The sequence below is a fragment of the Aeromonas sp. D3 genome, from assembly GCF_027705025.1.
Taxonomy (GTDB): Bacteria; Pseudomonadota; Gammaproteobacteria; order Enterobacterales; family Aeromonadaceae; genus Aeromonas; species Aeromonas salmonicida.
Genome location: NZ_JAPDBE010000064.1, coordinates 1 through 18,536 on the forward strand (window position 1 = coordinate 1; position 18,536 = coordinate 18,536).

Below are 18,536 nucleotides of genomic sequence, written 5' to 3' on the forward strand. Positions count from 1 at the left end.
GAAACCAAATCAACAGGTTTCGGATTTTTACACATCAGCAGGATCGGTCAATGGATCCTTAACTGATCGGCATTAGAGCCAATGGCTCCCTTTTTCTGCTTGCTACTCTGGATTAACTGCAGCATCGCCCCTTGACCAGATTGCCGATGGCCACGACCACAAACACCAGCAGGTAGGCGGCGAAGATGGCAACGAGCCACTGAGGCATGGAGAAGCTCAGGAACTGCCAGCTGACCTCGCTGCAATCCCCATCCGGGAAGAATAGCCAGGGCAGCCACTGATCGAGAGGAGCCCAGCTGGGGAAGTCGGCAAAAGGGCTGCAGACGTTGAATGGGGAAGGATTCATCTGATAATCCACGTGCTTCAGTGCCAGCTGAAGGCCACGGAAGGCACTGTAGCCCCAGAGCAAGAGGGCACTCCAGCGGAGATACCACTTCTCTGGCGCTATCATGCCGAGCAAGCCTGCCGAGAGTACCCCCAGGATGGCGAGGCGCTCGTACACGCACATGACACATGGGTGCAGACCCAGCACATATTGGAAGAAGAGGGCACTCAGCTCAAGGAACAAAGCGGACGCGGCAAGCAGACCCCATGCCAGTCGATGGGCGGCAATACGACGCAGGAACTCAATCATCTGGTTGATCTCACAGAAAAAACAGTGGCTGAATTAGAGCAGAGCAGGGGATAAAAAGAAAGGTGCTGTCCCAATCCCGCATGGTGAGACGGATCCATTGTTTGTTGTAAGGCCCATCCTGGGGGAGGTGATTGGTTTGAAGACAGTGCGTAACCGTCAAGTTGAACGGATACCAGATCCAACATGTGAACAAGTAGCACCGTCAGTTGAAAGAACGGATTGAGTGATGCCATGGCGTGGCGACCCATTGCCTGTGAAATTATCCGGGTTGGCGCAGGATGCTGGAACGTTACGGAAGGGGGGAAATATCAAAGCGTGTTTGCACGAGGTACTGGGGCACCCCGTGCAACACGTAATTGGGACATAGCCAAAAAAGAAAGGGCCCCGCAGGGGCCCTTGGTCTTTAGTGCAGTGCAGGTAGCGCAGCAGGTGCAACGCTGTGAGGCAGGATCCACCCGGCCTGATAGAACCACTCTGTGGTAGGTGCAAGCAGCAGTTCCACCGCGAAGAAACCGACCAGCCCCAGCACCAGGGTGTAAGGCAGCGCCATCCACACCATGCGACCATAGGAGAGCCGCAACAGGGGGGCCAGTGCCGAGGTCAGCATGAACAGGAAGGCAGCCTGACCATTGGGGGTCGCCACTGAGGGCAGGTTGGTACCTGTATTGATGGCAACCGCCAGCAGGTCGAACTGTTCGCGACTGATAGCCTTGTTGAGCAGGGCTGTCTTAACCTCGTTGATGTAGACGGTGCCGACGAAGACGTTGTCACTGACCATGGAGAGCAAGCCGTTAGCCAGATAGAAGAGGGCGAGTTGATCGTCCGGCTCTGCGGCCAGTACCCACTGGATAACCGGTCTGAACAGCTGCTGATCGATGATGACGGCGACCACGCTGAAGAAGACGGCGAGCAGGGCGGTGAAGGGCAGCGCCTCCTGGAATGCTTTACCCAGCGAGTGCTCATCGGTAATGCCGGTCAGTGAGGTTGCCAGCACTATGACTGACAGCCCGATCAGCCCAACGGCGGCCAAATGCATGGCAAGGCCGATGATCAGCCAGATAGCAATCAGCGCCTGTACCATCAGCTTGGCTTTGTCCTGAGGAGTGCGTTTGGCATCCTCATGACGGTTGTACTCTTCCATGATCATGCGTACCGAGTTGGGTAATTTGGCGCCATAGCCAAACCATCCCATCTTCTCCACCAGCACGCAGGTAAGCAGACCACAGATAAAAACAGGCAGAGATACGGGGGCCATACGAATAGCGAATTCACCAAAATACCAACCCGCCTGCTCGCCGATGATGAGGTTTTGCGGTTCACCCACCAGAGTACAAACCCCTCCCAGTGCCGTCCCTATGGCTGCGTGCATCATCAGGCTGCGAAGAAAGGCACGAAATTGCTCGAGCGCCTGATGGTGATCCTCCTGTACCTCCTGATCATGGGTGTGGTCATGTTCATGACCAAAACTCTTGCCAGACGACACCTTGTGGTAGATAGCGTAGAAACCGGTCGCCACACTGATCACCACGGCGATCACGGTCAGGGCGTCAAGGAAGGCTGACAGAAAAGCTGACACCAGACAGAACGCCAGAGAGAGCAGCGTCTTGGAGCGGATCCGGATCAGCATCTTGGTGAACACATAGAGCAGTAGTTGCTTCATGAAGTAGATGCCTGCCACCATAAACACCAGCAGCAGCAGCACTTCAATGTTGGCAACCAGTTCATGTTTGACCTGCTCTGCCGAGGTCATGCCGATGAGCACGGCTTCAATGGCCAGCAGGCCGCCGGGCTGCAGTGGGTAGCATTTGAGCGCCATTGCCAGGGTGAAGATAAATTCGACGACCAGCAGCCAGCCGGCAGCAAAGGGATCGAGATAAAAGGCGATCGGGTTGATCACCAGAAATAACAGAATTGCGCTCTTGTACCACTTTGGCGCATGACCCAAAAAGTTCTTGGCAAATGCGTTCCCTAAGCTGATTGGCATAATAATGGATCTCTGTTTCGTTGTTGGTGTCTGCTTCTGTGCAGTCAAGACAGACTCGTCCTTAAATATCCGGATGCTGTCCCATATCAGATTGATTCTTCATGATTTTAATCAAAAAGAGCACTAACTATAAATAACATAGTGCCCCTTGCCCAAGATAATGTCTGTTTTATCGACAGGGGGTGGCGTTGCTTGGCACCTTTCTCGACATTCAATACATTTATTTAACATCAAGTTCTGCTTATGTGAGCAGAGGACTGACCTTCTGCTTGCCAGCCTTTTCTGCTTTGCTATTATTCGTGGGCCTTTTTACGCACTAAACAGAGTCACTACATGGTCATAAAAGCGCAGAGCCCTGCAGGGTTTGCCGAGGAATACATCATCGAGTCCATCTGGAACAATCGCTTTCCTCCAGGATCCATACTGCCGGCCGAGCGTGAGCTGTCCGAGCTTATCGGGGTGACTCGTACTACCTTGCGCGAAGTGCTTCAGCGTCTGGCCCGCGATGGCTGGCTCACTATCCAGCATGGCAAGCCGACCAAGGTAAACAATTTCTGGGAGACCTCGGGTCTCAACATCCTGGAAACCTTGGCCCGTCTGGATCAGGACAAGGTGCCGGATCTGGTGGCGCAGTTGCTGTCGGCACGTACCAATATCTGCACCATCTTCATTCGTGGTGCTATCCGCAACAACCCGGATCAAGCAGCCGAGATACTGCGCGGTGCCAATGCGGTAGACAGTACCCCGGAAGCGTATGCGGAGTTTGATTATCGTCTGCATCACCAGCTCGCCTTTGCCTCCGGCAATCCTATCTATGCCCTGATCCTCAATGGTTTCAAGGGATTGTATAGCCGGGTCGGGCGTTACTATTTCTCTGACAAGCAGGCTCGTGAAACGGCGGATGCCTACTACAAGGTCTTGTTGGGGTTGGCCGAGACCAAGAATCATGAAGCCGTGTTCATGACGGTACGCCAGTACGGTATCGAGTCTGGCAAGTTGTGGACCCGTCTGCGCCAGGACATGCCGAGCAATCTGTGTGACAACTGATTGTTGATGCAAAGAGAAAACGCGCCTTCTGGCGCGTTTTTTATGGTGGAAAGTGGCCTCAGAGCGGTTTTTTCTCAGGGCAGCGACCAATGATGTCGGCAGGCAAGTCGCCGTTATCCTGCTCCAGCACCACATCGAATCCCCACAGCTGGTGCAGATGCTTGAGCACCTCGTGGCGTGAATCTCCAAGGGGGATCCGGTTGTGCGGCACATAGCGCAGGGTCAATGAGCGATCTCCCTTCACCGCCACGTTATAGACCTGAATATTGGGCTCCAGGTTGCTCAAGTTGTATTGAGCTGACAGGGTATTGCGTACCAGCCGATAACCCTCCTCATTGTGAATGGCAGATACCTTGAGATAGTTCTTCAAGTCATCATCGTCGATGGCAAACAGCTTCATTTCCCGCATCACCTTGGGACTGAGGAACTGACTGATGAAGCTCTCGTCCTTGAAGTTCTGCATGGCAAAATGCAGGGTATCGACCCAGTTGGTGCCGGCATAATCGGGGAACCAGTATCTGTCCTCCTCGGTCGGGTTTTCGCAGATGCGGCGCAGATCAGTGAACATGGCAAAGCCAAGGGCGTAGGGGTTGATCCCCGAGTAGTAGCGGCTGTTGTAGGGGGGCTGGTATACCACGTTGGTGTGGCTGTGCAGCACCTCTATCATGAAGCGATCGCTGATCTTGCCCTCGTCATACAGGTGGTTAAGGATGGTGTAGTGCCAGAAGGTGGCCCAGCCTTCATTCATCACCTGAGTCTGTTTCTGCGGGTAGAAGTACTGGCTGATCTTGCGCACTATGCGCACTATCTCGCGCTGCCAGGGTTCGAGCAGAGGGGCATTCTTCTCGATGAAGTAGAGAATGTTCTCCTGGGGCTCGGCCGGGTAGCGTCTGTCTTCAACACCGGAGGCTTTGTGCTGCTTGGGCAGGGTGCGCCACAGCTCGTTCACCTGAGTCTGCAGATAATCTTCCCGTGCCTTCTGGCGGCGCTTCTCCTCTGCCAGCGAGATCTTCTGGGGCCGCTTGTAACGGTCCACTCCGAAGTTCATCAGGGCATGACAAGAGTCGATCAACTTTTCCACCGCATCGATGCCGTGTTTCTCTTCGCACTCTGTGATGTAGTTCTTGGCAAACAGCAGATAGTCGATGATGGAGGAGGCATCGGTCCAGGTTTTGAACAGATAGTTGTTTTTGAAAAAAGAGTTGTGACCATAACAGGCGTGCGCCATGACCAGCGCCTGCATCGGCATCGTGTTCTCTTCCATCAGGTAAGCGATGCAGGGGTCCGAGTTGATGACGATCTCATAGGCCAGTCCCATCTGGCCGCGTTTGTAGTTGCGCTCGGTGTGGATGAAGCGTTTGCCAAATGACCAGTGTTGATAGCCGATGGGCATACCGACACTGGAGTAGGCATCCATCATCTGCTCGGCGGTGATCACCTCGATCTGATTGGGGTAGGTATCCAGTCGATAAAACCTGGCGACCCGGGCTATCTCCTGATGATAAGTCTCCAGCAGATCGAAGTTCCAATCCGGGCCATCGTCCAGTGGCGGTATTTTTCTTGCGGTTTCTACCATATGACCTCCCTCACGCCGCTTGCTTCTTGAACAGCTCCCGGAATACCGGATAAATATCCTCGACCTTGCGAATGTGCTCCATCGCGAAGTGGGGGAACTGGCTGGCCACCGACTCGTACTCGTGCCACAGGGTCTGGTGGGCGCGGGTGGTGATCTCTATATAGGAGTAGTACCGCACCCGCGGCATGATATCCCGGGTCAGGATCTCCCGGCATTGCGGCGAATCATCAGCCCAGTTGTCACCATCGGACGCTTGCGCCGCATAGATGTTCCACTGGTTGGCCGGGTAACGCTCGTTGATGATGTCGTTCATCATCTTGAGTGCGCTGGAGACTATGGTGCCGCCGGTCTCCTGGGAGTAGAAAAACTCGTGCTCATCCACTTCCTTGGCCTGGGTGTGATGGCGAATGTAGACGACTTCCACGTTCTTGTAGGTCCGGCTCAGGAACAGGTAGAGCAGGATATAGAAGCGCTTTGCCATCTCCTTGGTGGCCTGATCCATGGAACCCGACACGTCCATCAGGCAGAACATCACCGCCTGGCTGGACGGCACGGGCCGTTTGACAAAGTTGTTGAACTTGAGATCGAAGGTGTCGATGAAGGGGACAGCTGAGATCCGCCGTTTCAGCTCTCGGATCTCCTTCTCAAGCAGGGCTATTTCGGCGAAATGCTCGTTGGGATCGGTGGCCAGCAGGGCCATCCTCTCTTCCAGTTCATGCAACTGGCGTTTCTTGCCGGCTTGCAGTGCCATACGCCGCGCCAGCGAGTTTTGCAGAGAACGCACCACGTTGATATTGGCTGGCACCCCGTTGGAGGTGTAACCCGCCCGGTAGGTCTTCATCTCCATCAACTGGTTGAGCTGGGTTTTCTGCAAGCGAGGCAGCTCCAGATCTTCAAACAGCAGATCCAGATACTCATCCTTGGAGATCTGAAACACGAAGTCATCTTCGCCTTCACCTTGATTGGATGCCTGACCTTCGCCCGCTCCCTGACCACCGCCCCCTCCTTTGGGGCGGTCAATCTTGTCACCGGAGACGAACTGGTCATTGCCGGGATGCACCATTTCCCGCTTACCGCCTTGCCCCTGATGGAAATGGGGTTCGCCGATATCCTTGGTCGGTATGCTGATGCTCTCGCCCTTGTCCACGTCCTGAATGCTGCGCTTGGAGACAGCATCCGAGACCGCTTGTTTTATTTGCTTCTTGTAGCGGCGGATGAAGCGCTGCCGATTGACAGCGCTTTTGTTTTTGCCGTTGAGCCTGCGGTCGATAAAATGCGCCATAACTCCCCCTTGAACCACGGCAGGGTCAGGATGACTTGCGTACCCTGAGATACCATTCGGAGAGCAGTCGCACCTGTTTGCGGGTGTAGCCTTTCTCCATCATCCGTTCGACAAAGTTATCGTGCTTCTTCTGCTCCTCAGCCGAGGTTTTGCTGTTGAAGGAGATAACCGGCAGCAGCTCTTCCGTGTTGGAGAACATCTTCTTCTCGATCACGGTGCGCAGCTTCTCGTAACTGGTCCAGTTGGGGTTACGGCCTGCATTGTTGGCCCGGGCTCGCAGCACGAAGTTGACGATTTCGTTGCGAAAATCTTTCGGGTTGCTGATCCCGGCGGGTTTTTCAATCTTCTCCAGCTCGCTGTTGAGCGACGCGCGGTCAAACAGCTGGCCGGTCTCGGGGTCACGGTACTCCTGATCCTGGATCCAGAAGTCGGCATAGGTGACGTAGCGATCGAAGATGTTCTGGCCGTACTCCGAATAGGATTCGAGGTAGGCGGTCTGGATCTCCTTGCCGATGAACTCCACATAGCGCGGAGTCAGATAACCCTTGATGAACTCAAGGTAGCGATCGTGCAGCTCCTGCGGGAACTGCTCGCGCTCTATCTGTTGCTCCAGCACATAGAAGAGGTGTACCGGGTTGGCCGCCACTTCCGCGTGGTCGAAGTTGAAAACGCGAGAGAGGATCTTGAACGCAAAGCGGGTGGAGAGACCATTCATGCCCTCGTCCACACCGGCATAGTCGCGATACTCCTGATAGCTCTTCGCCTTGGGATCCGTGTCTTTCAGGCTCTCGCCATCATAGACCCGCATCTTGGAGTAGAGGCTGGAGTTTTCCGGCTCTTTCAGACGCGAGAGGACGGAGAACTGACCCAGCAGTTCCAGTGTGCCCGGGGCACATTTGGCATCGGTCAGTTCGCTGTTGATCAGCAGTTTTTCGTATATCTTCACCTCTTCCGAGACACGCAGGCAGTAAGGCACCTTGACGATATAGACCCGGTCGAGGAAGGCCTCGTTATTCTTGTTGTTACGGAACTGCTGCCACTCTGATTCGTTGGAGTGAGCCAGCAATATGCCGTCGAAGGGCAGGGCGGAGAGCCCCTCTGTGCCGTTGTAGTTGCCTTCCTGGGTCGCGGTCAGCAGAGGATGCAGCACCTTGATGGGTGCTTTGAACATCTCCACGAACTCCATGATCCCCTGGTTCGCCTTGCACAGCGCTCCTGAGTAGGAGTAAGCATCTGCATCATCCTGGGCATAATGCTCCAGCATGCGGATGTCGACTTTGCCGACCAGAGAGGAGATATCCTGGTTGTTGTCATCACCCGGTTCTGTCTTGGCGATGGCAATCTGATCGAGGATGGATGGGTTGACCTTCTCTACCTTGAACTTGGAGATGTCGCCACCGAACTCGTGCAGCCGCTTGGCCACCCAGGGTGACATGATGGGGCGTAGATAGCGGCGCGGTATGCCGTACTCTTTTTCCAGCAGCTCGCCATCCTCTTCGATGTCGAACAGACAGAAGGGGTGGTCATTGACCGGCGAGCCCTTGATGCGATAGACAGGCACTTTTTGCATCAAGGATTTGAGCTTCTCAGCCAGAGAGGATTTGCCGCCGCCAACCGGCCCCAGCAGATAGAGGATCTGCTTCTTCTCTTCCAGCCCCTGGGCCGAGTGCTTGAGGTAGGAGACGATCTGCTCGATGGCCTCTTCCATGCCGTAGAAATCTTTGAAGGCGGGATAGCGTGCAACGACGCGGTTGGAAAAAAGGCGACTGAGTCTGGGATTGACCGAAGTATCGATCATTTCCGGCTCGCCGATGGCGACCAGCAAGCGTTCGGCAGCGGAGGCGTAGCAGGCTTTGTCCTGCTTACACATATCCAGAAATTCCTGGATGCTGTACTCCTCTTCCCTGGCTTTCTCGTATCGCTGTTGATAATGCTCGAAGATGCCCATAACTTTGCCCTCGTTATAGTCGCTTACCCTGAAAAGAGTGGATCACTACTTTTGTTCTGTTTACCTCATTAAGCCTAGTCAACAGCCCCCAGTAATCCATCACCATCTATTGGTTTAAATTTGCAAGGGTACTTCCCGATCCTGATGCGGGAAGGCGCAATCAGTGACACACCTATGTTACTGACTGTTAAATTATTTTTGCCACGATAGTGAGGTGAATGTCAAAGAGATAAAAAATAAATGTTTGCCAGAAAATGGAAAGGACAACGCATTGTTCGGGTCAGTTGGCTGTAACGCAGACGGGGCAAGGGAAGGAGGAAAATCGAATGGAAATGGTTATTACGTTTACGTCAGCGGAATGATGCTTGTTTGGTATTAAAGCTCTAATTTTTACATTGACGCTACATTTCTGCTGCTCTAGATTGGCCCTGTGTCGGCAGCCATCGCTTTAGCAAGAGAGTGATGGCTGCTGATACAAAGCTCTGTTTAAGCACGTTTCCGTTGGCTTGACCCTCGCATATGCGAGGGTCTTATTTTTTCAGCGGGTTGTGGATGTGCACTGGCATGATCAACTGTCAGGGGTGGGGTAGAGCCGTGATACCGCTGCCAGCACCTCGGCGAATGGATGTGCCGCCAGCTGGCCAAATCCCGCCAGGCTTTTTGCCTTGACCCGGGTGGTCAATGGCGTGGCGATACCGCACAGAAAACGGGTCAGAATGCGAGGATGGTTGGTGTGGCACAAGGCTATCAGGGGATTGCACCAGGCACGCAACCCGTTTTCGTTGGGCAGGGTGAGGGTCGGCAGTGGCGGCAGTACGGCAACCTCGCCACGGCAGACGGAGCAGTGTCCGCATTTGCTGGGTGCCTGCTCGTCGGCAAAGTAGCGGGCCAGCTCCTGACTCAGGCAGTGGCGTGATGTAAAAAAGGCCAGCAAGGCCTGCAGCCGAGCCAGTTCACTCAACTCCTTCTTCTCGAACAGGGCATAGAGCTCGTCTGCCAATGCATTGATATCAACATCTTGGCGCAGCACCCGATAGACATCGGTCATCTGCTTGCTCTCCAGCTCTATCCAGCCCTGTTGTTGCAGATAATCCAGGGCTGCTGCCGCACGGTGCCGTTCCCCCTGATAACCCTGCCAGAGGGCATCGAAGTCTATGGTGCACCAGCTGCGGGCCTGCGGTGCACAGGCAAACAGCTGCTCCAGAAACTGGCGTCGGTCGGGATTGAAACGGGTCAGGATCTCGGCCTTGTCCAGCATGAACTTGAAGCGATATTCGGCGAAGTAGCTGTAGGCAGGCATGATGACACCCGCCATTTCCAGATAGACCAGCAGGGTCTTGAGCGGCAACTGACGGATGTTGGTGTCGTTGGAGAGACGCAGCAGACCAAACTCCCACTCGCTGCCACTTTGCGACAGGATCTCGAGCAGCGTCACTATGGCGGCGCGATCCGGCGTATCCCCGTACACGAAATTTTCCAGCACGGGGAGCTGTGCGCGATTGGCCAGCACTATGCAGCGGGAAGGGTGTCCATCCCGGCCGGCACGGCCAATTTCCTGACTGTAGTTTTCGATGGATTTGGGCAAGTCATAGTGGATGACCCGGCGAATATCGGCCTTGTCGATCCCCATGCCAAAGGCGATGGTGGCGACAATGCAGTCCACCTTGCCAGCCATGAAGTCATGCTGGATCTGGCTGCGCAGGGTCGAGTCGAGCCCGGCGTGATAGGCACTTGCCCTGATCCCTGCCCGCCGCAGCAGGTCGGCACAATGCTGCGCCGTGTGTTGCAAGGTGACATAGACGATGGTGGGGGCCGTAGGCTCTCGTCGTACTTCTGCTTGCAGCCAGTCATCACGCGCCTCGGCGGGCAGCGGCACGACCGCCAGATCCAGGTTGGCGCGATAAAAACCGGTGACGACCAGTCCCTCATCCTCGATGTCGAATTTGGCCTGCATGTCGGCCATGACAGCCGGGGTGGCGGTCGCGGTCAGCAACAGTACCTGAGGTATCTTCAGCTCGCGGCGATAAGCGGGCAGCTTGAGGTAGTCGGGTCGAAAGTTGTGGCCCCACTCCGAGATGCAGTGCGCTTCATCCACCACCAGCATCGACAGTGGCACCTGCTGGATGAAGCGACGAAAGCGCTCGTTCTTGAGTCGCTCTACCGAGATCATCAGGATCTTGAGCTGACCGTCACTGACCTGCTGCATCACGCGACGACTCTCCTCCGGTGTCTGGCTCGAATCCAGGGTAGCCGCGGCAATCCCTTTGCTGTGGAGAAAAGCGAGCTGGTCGTGCATCAGCGCGATCAGCGGGGAAATCACCAGGGTCAGATGGGGCAGGGCGAGGGCTGGCAGTTGATAACAGAGAGACTTGCCGGAGCCGGTGGGGAAGATGGCAGCCGCACTCTGGCCTGCCAGCAACCGGCTGATCACCGCCTCCTGACCGGGCCTTAAATGGTCGAAGCCGAAGTGGCGGGTCAAGAGGGATGAGATCATGGCAAGGACTCCAGCGCAAAACTGCCATGATATCACCGCCGGGGGATGCCTGAACGGCCCTTTAGGGGAAAACAGCATCCATTTGGACGCTGTTGATATTGTGTTATCGCATTGTTGTAGTTTTTTTGTGAGGTAAACCGGATATTTTTCAGTGATTATGTGGAAAAAAGCGATTGCAGATGGGATATTCCTTGTCCGTAACCCCGTGTGTTTCCGGACTGACTCAATAGAAGGCTTGCCGGGGCAGACGACGCCAGCCTGTGACATGGGTGTCGCCTGGTGTAGTGGTTGCCAACAGGACTAATGATTCACGCACTTCGGTGCTCAGGGACTATTTGATGACACAACAACACCCCCTCATGAGACTGGTCAACAGCACCAGTCTGGTAAGCCAGATCCTGGTCGGTCTGGTATTCGGTATCCTCCTTGCCATGTTCATGCCCGAATGGGCCAAAGCAGTCGGTCTGCTCGGCAGCCTGTTTGTCGGTGCACTGAAGGCGGTCGCGCCGCTGCTGGTATTCGTGCTGGTGATGGCGGCGATCATCGGCCACAAGCAGGGCCAGAAAACCAATATTCGCCCGCTGCTGGCCCTCTACCTGTTCGGTACCTTCGCCGCGGCCCTGGTGGCGGTGATTGCGAGCTTCCTGTTTCCCACCACCCTGCATCTGGTGGCCAACACGGCGGACATCACGCCGCCAGGGGGCATCACAGACGTATTGCAAACCTTGCTGTTCAACATAGTGACCAACCCGGTCAAAGCGCTGATGGATGCGAACTATATTGGCATTCTGGCCTGGGCCATCGGCCTGGGCATCGCCATGCGTCACGCCAATGACAGCAGCAAGGCCCTGATCACCGACCTTTCCCACGGTGTCTCTGCCATCGTCAAGGTAGTGATCCGCTGCGCGCCCCTCGGTATTCTGGGGCTGGTGGCATCCACTCTGGCCGAAACCGGCTTCGATGCCTTGTTCGGTTACGCCCAGCTACTGCTGGTGCTGATTGGCTGCATGCTGTTCATCGCCTTGGTGGTCAACCCGCTCATCGTGTTCTGGAAGATCAGACGCAATCCCTATCCGCTGGTGCTGACCTGCCTCAAAGAGAGCGGCGTGACCGCCTTCTTTACTCGCAGCTCCGCCGCCAACATCCCGGTCAACATGGCGCTGTGTGAAAAACTGCGTCTGCCGGAAGATACCTATGCGGTCTCCATTCCGCTGGGCGCTACCATCAACATGGCCGGCGCCGCTATCACCATCACAGTGCTTGCCATGGCGGCGGTGCACACACTGGGGATGGAAGTGGATCTGGCTACCGCTGTGCTGCTCTCTGTGGTGGCCACCATCAGTGCCTGTGGCGCCTCCGGTGTGGCTGGTGGCTCTTTGCTGCTGATCCCGCTGGCGTGCAGCCTGTTTGGCATCGGCAACGACATCGCCATGCAGGTCGTTGCCGTGGGCTTCATCATAGGTGTGTTGCAAGATTCTGCCGAGACAGCCCTCAACAGCTCCACCGACGTGCTGTTCACCGCAGCTGCCTGTATGGCCGAAGATGAAACCCTGCTGGATGCCGCGCCGCTGCCCAGCCGCGAAGCCTGATAGTCAGCTTCATCAAACCATTGAAAACGCCCTCTTGTGAGGGCGTTTTTTTATGTACGCTATCGCTGGCCGAGTGCATCAGGATATGAGATCCCTTCAATGGGATGGATGCGTGTGGGCTGAAGGTCATGGCGTAAACAGGGGCCAGCTTGCCAACAGACATACCCGCCGGATGGGCTAGCTGTCAGCCGCTTTCCATGTCCGGCCAGCATACGACAACCGGGATCCTGTCATGAAAGGAGCAAGGAGTGTGGCTGGGGTGTTCAAGGGAGACATGCTGCGCGTCGGACTGGCAATGCGATGAGCTGGCCGAGCCGTGTATCTCGAAGGCACCCTGGCTGAGCCGAGTCCCGCATCGCCAAGGGCTGGGTCTATTGCGTTCGTGGATAGCGGCATTGCCGCTGGAGAGTGCGGTTTACCATTGGAGGAATGGGTTATTTGTGCATAAAAAATGCCCGCCATTACTGGCGGGCATTTGCTTTGCCGTTATGGTCTGGTGATTAGCCAAACAGCTGGTAAAGGATGGCGGAGATGGCAATGGTACCCATCAGAGCAACAAACGCGTTGCTGATGTGTCCCTGGTATTTCGCCATGGCTGGCACGCGTTTGATGGCGTACATCGGCATGATGAACAGAATGGTGGCGATGATGGGGCCACCCAGAGATTCAATCATGCCCAGGATGGAGGGGTTGGCAATGGCCGTGCCCCACAGGGTGAGGACGAAGAAGGCGATGATGAACATCTCCACCTTCTTGTGGTTCGGCTCTTTGCCGGATTTGCGCATGTTTTGGACGATCATCCCTTTCAGGCCTTCACGGGCACCCAGGTAGTGGCCAAAGAAGGAGGATACGATGGCGACAAACGCAACCAGCGGACCGAAGTAGGAGATGAGGGGGCTTGCGTGCTGGTTCGCCAGATAGGAGAGCACGGCAATGTTCTGTGACTTGGCTTCTGCCAGCTGGGCCGGGGTCAGGCTCATGACGCAGGAGAAGACGAAGAACATCACGAAGCCCAGCAGTATGGTGGCAGTGCGCTTGAGAATGGCATCGGACTTCTCGACCGCATGTTCGCCATGATCACGACGCTGGGCCAAAGAGAAGCTGGAGATGGCAGGGCTGTGGTTGAAGGAGAACACCAGTACCGGGATGGTCAGCCACAAGGTAGTGGCGAAATCCTTGGCAGACGGCACCTGGGACAGGGCGGCACCCGTCCAGTCAGGGATCAGGTAGAAGGAGATACCGACCAGGATGGCGATGAGCGGGTAGACCAGGAACTCGGTGACCTTCAGCATCAGCTTCTCGCCGGCCAGCATCACAGACATCATGCCCATGATCAGCACGATGGAGAGGATCCAGCGCGGAGGGGCAGCCATCTGCAACTGGTTGACCATGAAGCTTTCGACCGTGTTGGTGATACCGACACCGTAGATCAGCACTATGGGGTAGATGGCAAAGAAGTAGAGCAGGGTGATTAATTTACCTGCGCCCACCCCGAAATGCTCTTCCACTACTTCGGTGATGTCGGCATTGGGTCGCTTGGACGAAAGTACAAAACGGGCCAGGCCACGGTGGGCCAGATAGGTCATGGGACCGACCAGCAGCGCCATGACCACCAGTGGCCAGAAGCCACCCATGCCAGCGTTGATGGGCAGAAACAGGATACCCGCGCCGACGGCAGTGCCGAACAGGCTGATAACCCAGGTAGAGTCTTGTTTGCTCCAACCGCGAGATTGGATTGAGCTCGTTCCTTGCTCCTGTGCGGCTGCAACGTCCTGTGCGCCTGTGACTGTATTTGACATGTGTCTCACCCCGAATGTGTGTTTTTTGTTGAGTCGGCGCAAGGATACGGTTTTTTTAATCAAAAATGTTGATCAAATTCACCTTTGCGAGGGATAAACCCTCACACTTTTATAGAAATGTGATCGAAAGAATAAAAAATCAATTTTTTTTTAGAAATCTATACGTTAGTTTATTGTTAACGCGCAAATATTGCACTGGAATATGTTTGCAAAATGTTACATGGCAAGTTGGTGGGATAGCTGGCGGATCATGCTGGCAGTCGCCCCCCAGATGAAGTGATCCTGCCAGGGTATCCAGTAGATGGTGTGCAGCTGATCGGCCCTTGGAATGGTCAGGGCTATGTGGTGGCGTGGGTCCAGCAGATGATGGAGTGGTACTTCAAAGGCCTGAGCCACTTCATCCTGGCTCAAGGTGAGTTGATAATCGGCGGCAACCAGCCCCAGCACGGGTAGCACATCGTATTGGGAAATGGTGTTGAGGGGGGCCAGGGTACCGATGATCTCGACCTGAGCCGGTATGATGCCCAGCTCCTCCCAAGTCTCCCGCAATGCCGTGTGGATCAGGGTGTGATCGCCCGGATCCTGCCGACCGCCAGGAAAGCTTATCTGTCCCGCGTGATGTCGCAGGTGTGCGCTGCGGCGGGTCAGCAGTAGTTGCAAGCCGTCGGCCCGCTCCACCAGCGGCAGCAAGACAGCGGCAGGTTTGAGCCCTGCCACCGTCAGGTGATGGGCTGGGGCAGGGCGTTGCAGTAAAAAGCGGGTCAGCAGTTCGGCGCGGTCCATCTTGTTTATTCTCTCGAATCGTCTCTCAATCCTGCGCTTGGGCCTCTTTCATGGTCACTCCGTTAGCCATTCTGTCAGCTTCTCAGCTTCTCAGCTTCTCAGCTTCTCAGCTTATCCAGCAACGGCAGTATGCGGGCCACCTTGTCATAGGTTTCCTGATATTCACTGTCCACATCGGAGTCGGCGATGACACCGCCCCCGGCCCAGCAGTGCAGTTGGCCGTCTGCCGCTATCAGAGTGCGGATGCAGATGCTGGTGTCCATCCGGCCATGCTGGCTCAGATAGCCGATGCTGCCACAGTAAGCGTTGCGGCGCTGGGGCTCCAGCTCCTCGATGATCTCCATGGCCCTGATCTTGGGGGCGCCGGTGATGGAACCGCCCGGGAAACAGGCGCGCAGCAGATCCACCGCCTGCCAGCGGCTATCCAGCTCGCCGTGGATGGTGGACACCAGATGATGCACCGCCGGGAACGACTCCACGGCAAACAGGCTGGGCACGCTGACGGAGCCCGGACGGCTCACCCTGCCGATATCGTTGCGCAGCAGATCCACGATCATCAGATTCTCTGATCTGTCCTTATCGGCGCCAGCCAGTTCGAGGGCGCTGGCCTGGTCTTGCTGCGGATCGGCAAGTCGGGGGCGGGTACCCTTGATGGGCTTGGTTTCGATATGACGATCATCAAGCAGCAGAAACCGCTCGGGGGAGAGGCTTAGAATGGCGCTCTGTGGCAGGCGAACAAAGGCCGAGAACGGAGCCCGGTTGGCGCGGGACAACACCTGATAAGCCTGCCACTCATCGCCGCAATAGGCGGCGCTGAAGCGCTGGGTCAGGTTGATTTGATAACAGTCCCCGGCTCTCAGGTAAGCCTGTACCCGCGCAAATTTCTCGCCGTACTCGGCGCGGCTCATGTTGCTGCGCCACTCGCTCTGCAGGGCAAATGGCGGTGTTGGCATCTCGTGCTGCGCGGCCAGCCACTGCAGCCGGCGATGGAGGCCTGCTTCATCGCCCCAATGCACCAGCTGCCAGGCGCCGCTTGCTACGCTGCGCAGCAGGGCCCAGTCATAGATGCCGACTGCCATGTCCGGCACGGACACATCCTGTGCGGCCAGTGTCGGCAATCGCTCGAATCGACGGCCAAGATCATAGCCAAACAGCCCGAGGGCGCCGCCAATAAAGGGCAATTCGTCACAGTGCGGTGCTTTCTCGCCCAGCAGATCCCGTTGCCATTGTGCCAGCAGGGTCAGGGGATCCGTGTCAAACGACAGACACTGTTCGCCCCGGGTTATCCAGGTCAGTGGCCCCTCTGTCTGCAGGGTTGCCAGCGGGTCGGCGCTGATGATGTCAAAGCGGTTGTCCGCTCCCTGCGGGCCAGCCGATTCGAGCAACATGGCCCAGGGCTGATGATGCAGACGGGCAAACAACGCATGCAGCGCTGTCTGGTGATCAAAGTGGTGGATATGAAGAGTTGGTTTCATTTTTTGTTACACAGGCAACAGTTTGCACCCTGCTCCCTAGCCGGTATGGGGGGGCAAGCGTATCATAGGCATCGGAATTTTTAGAACAAACACGCCGTTGTCTATCGGGCCGACAGGCATATCGCCTGACACTATGACACCGAAGCACGGCTCATATGGAAGCCCTTGCTCTGTCACCACGACGGAGACAAGGACCAGTGAGGATGATATGAGCATCATTAAAAAACAGGATTTTATCGATTCCGTCGCCGACGCCCTGCAGTACATCTCCTACTATCACCCCCTTGATTTCGTCCATGCCGTCAAGGCTGCCTATGACCGTGAGGTCAACCCGGCCGCCAAGGATGCCCTGGCCCAGATCCTGATCAACTCCCGCATGTCAGCCGAAGGGCATCGTCCCCTGTGCCAGGATACCGGTATCGTTACCTGCTTCGTCAAGATAGGCATGCAGGTGCAGTGGGACAGCGACATGACGGTGCAGGAGATGGTGGATGAGGGGACGCGCCGTGCCTACACCAATCCGGACAACCCGCTGCGCGCCTCCGTGCTGGCCGACCCGGCCGGCAGCCGCAAGAACACCAAGGATAACGCCCCTGCTGTCGTGCATATCGACATGATCCCGGGCAACAAGGTGGAAGTGAGCATAGCGGCCAAGGGCGGCGGCTCCGAGAACAAATCCAAGATGGTGATGCTCAACCCATCCGACGATGTTGTCGAGTGGGTACTGAAAACAGTGCCGACCATGGGCGCCGGCTGGTGCCCGCCCGGTATGCTGGGCATCGGCATTGGTGGCACCGCCGAGAAAGCGGCCGTGCTGGCCAAGGAAGCCTTGATGGAGCACATCGACATTCAGGAGCTGATCGCCCGTGGTCCCAAGACCACCGAAGAGAAGCTGCGGGTCGAACTCTATGACAAGGTCAACAAGCTCGGGATCGGTGCTCAGGGTCTGGGCGGCCTCACTACCGTGCTGGACGTGAAGGTCAAGAGTGCCCCGACCCATGCCGCCTCCAAGCCGGTGGTGATGATCCCCAACTGCGCCGCCACCCGCCATGTCCACTTCGAGCTGGATGGCTCGGGGCTGGCCGAATTGACCCCGCCGAAACTGGCCGATTGGCCGGAGATCACTCGCGAAGCCGGGGCCAATGTGCGCCGTGTCAATGTTGACGGTATCACCAAGGCGGAGCTCGCCAGCTGGAAGAGCGGCGACACAGTGCTCCTCTCCGGCAAGATCCTTACCGGTCGTGATGCAGCCCACAAGCGCATTGCCGACATGTTGAAAAATGGCGAGGGTCTGCCGGAAGGGGTAGATTTCACCAACCGTTTCATCTACTACGTTGGTCCGGTTGATGCGGTTCGTGACGAAGTGGTTGGCCCTGCCGGCCCCACGACGTCCACCCGAATGGACAAGTTCACCGACATGATGCTGGGGGAAACCGGCCTCATCGGCATGATCGGCAAGTCCGAGCGTGGCCCCAAAACAGTCGAGAGTATCAAGCAGCACAAAGCTGTTTATCTGATGGCCGTGGGGGGTGCAGCCTACCTGGTCGCCAAGGCGATCAAGAAGTCGCGGGTGGTGGCTTTTGCAGACTTGGGTATGGAAGCCATCTACGAGTTCGAGGTGGAAGATATGCCAGTGACGGTGGCTGTCGATTCTCAAGGCAACAATATCCACGAAACAGGCCCGGCCTACTGGTCGGCCAAGATTGCCGAGCTGGATGGCAAGCTCTCCTGAGCGTCGTGTTGAGCCAGGGCCAAGGATACTCGTATCATTCCTGTGGAGTGGCACGAGCAAACGACCAGGCCGTCTGTGACATTGGATGACAGCGTAAAAAGGCGACCTCAGGGTCGTAATGCCGATCAGTTAAGGATCCATTGACCGATCCTGCTGATGTGTAAAAATCCGAAACCTGTTGATTTGGTTTCGG

The 18,536-nt window shown here is 56.2% G+C and carries 12 protein-coding genes and 1 pseudogene; 4 read left to right on the forward strand and 9 right to left on the reverse strand.

All coding sequences use genetic code 11. From position 1 onward, the window contains the following. Positions 1-112: 112 nt before the first annotated feature. Positions 113-634: a disulfide bond formation protein DsbB gene (dsbB, locus tag OKC28_RS21950; protein ID WP_256688256.1), complete on the reverse strand. Its 522-nt coding sequence runs from the start codon at positions 632-634 to the stop codon at positions 113-115. Between the two features lie 161 nt (positions 635-795). Between dsbB and OKC28_RS21955 the strand changes: the two are divergent. Then, a pseudogene (locus tag OKC28_RS21955) lies at positions 796-1,001 on the forward strand (IS1595 family transposase); the annotation flags it as partial. A 36-nt stretch (positions 1,002-1,037) separates the two neighbouring features. Here OKC28_RS21955 and nhaB read toward each other — a convergent pair. Beyond that, on the reverse strand, positions 1,038-2,618 hold the full coding sequence (gene nhaB / locus OKC28_RS21960) for a Na(+)/H(+) antiporter NhaB (protein ID WP_099993480.1): 1,581 nt from the start codon (positions 2,616-2,618) through the stop codon (positions 1,038-1,040). Positions 2,619-2,951: 333 nt separating this feature from the next. On the opposite strand from nhaB, the gene fadR reads away from it, so the two are divergent. After that, positions 2,952-3,665 carry a fatty acid metabolism transcriptional regulator FadR gene (fadR, locus tag OKC28_RS21965; RefSeq protein WP_059113755.1) on the forward strand — a complete coding sequence of 238 codons (714 nt, stop codon included), beginning with the start codon at positions 2,952-2,954 and terminating at the stop codon, positions 3,663-3,665. A gap of 58 nt (positions 3,666-3,723) precedes the next feature. On the opposite strand, the gene OKC28_RS21970 is transcribed toward fadR, so the two are convergent. The 4 genes from OKC28_RS21970 to OKC28_RS21985 all read right to left on the reverse strand — a co-directional run bounded on the left by OKC28_RS21970 (position 3,724) and on the right by OKC28_RS21985 (position 10,965). Next, positions 3,724-5,241, reverse strand: a complete 1,518-nt coding sequence (locus OKC28_RS21970; protein WP_256688257.1) for a SpoVR family protein — start codon at positions 5,239-5,241, stop codon at positions 3,724-3,726. A 10-nt stretch (positions 5,242-5,251) separates the two neighbouring features. Continuing rightward, on the reverse strand, positions 5,252-6,523 hold the full coding sequence (locus OKC28_RS21975; protein WP_058394461.1) for a YeaH/YhbH family protein: 1,272 nt from the start codon (positions 6,521-6,523) through the stop codon (positions 5,252-5,254). Positions 6,524-6,548: 25 nt separating this feature from the next. Further along, a complete protein-coding gene (locus tag OKC28_RS21980; RefSeq protein ID WP_021138270.1) occupies positions 6,549-8,471 on the reverse strand; it encodes a PrkA family serine protein kinase in 1,923 nt (640 codons plus the stop codon). Positions 8,472-9,039: 568 nt separating this feature from the next. Beyond that, positions 9,040-10,965 carry a RecQ family ATP-dependent DNA helicase gene (locus tag OKC28_RS21985; RefSeq protein ID WP_256688258.1) on the reverse strand — a complete coding sequence of 642 codons (1,926 nt, stop codon included), beginning with the start codon at positions 10,963-10,965 and terminating at the stop codon, positions 9,040-9,042. A 338-nt stretch (positions 10,966-11,303) separates the two neighbouring features. Between OKC28_RS21985 and sstT the strand changes: the two genes are divergently transcribed. Next, positions 11,304-12,554 carry a serine/threonine transporter SstT gene (gene sstT / locus OKC28_RS21990; RefSeq protein WP_059113759.1) on the forward strand — a complete coding sequence of 417 codons (1,251 nt, stop codon included), beginning with the start codon at positions 11,304-11,306 and terminating at the stop codon, positions 12,552-12,554. Positions 12,555-13,054: 500 nt separating this feature from the next. Here the strand turns inward: sstT and OKC28_RS21995 are convergent, their stop codons facing one another. From OKC28_RS21995 to pabB, 3 genes are all read right to left on the reverse strand, one after another. Then, complete coding sequence (locus OKC28_RS21995; RefSeq protein ID WP_034523441.1) at positions 13,055-14,353, reverse strand: serine/threonine transporter; 1,299 nt, start codon at positions 14,351-14,353, stop codon at positions 13,055-13,057. A gap of 216 nt (positions 14,354-14,569) precedes the next feature. Then, entirely contained in the window at positions 14,570-15,136 is a 567-nt protein-coding gene (locus tag OKC28_RS22000) for a CoA pyrophosphatase (protein WP_256688259.1), read from the reverse strand. A 98-nt stretch (positions 15,137-15,234) separates the two neighbouring features. Beyond that, positions 15,235-16,524: an aminodeoxychorismate synthase component I gene (gene pabB, locus OKC28_RS22005; protein ID WP_270691103.1), complete on the reverse strand. Its 1,290-nt coding sequence runs from the start codon at positions 16,522-16,524 to the stop codon at positions 15,235-15,237. A 295-nt stretch (positions 16,525-16,819) separates the two neighbouring features. Between pabB and OKC28_RS22010 the strand changes: the two genes are divergently transcribed. Next, entirely contained in the window at positions 16,820-18,343 is a 1,524-nt protein-coding gene (locus OKC28_RS22010) for a fumarate hydratase (protein ID WP_256688260.1), read from the forward strand. Positions 18,344-18,536: the final 193 nt, after the last annotated feature.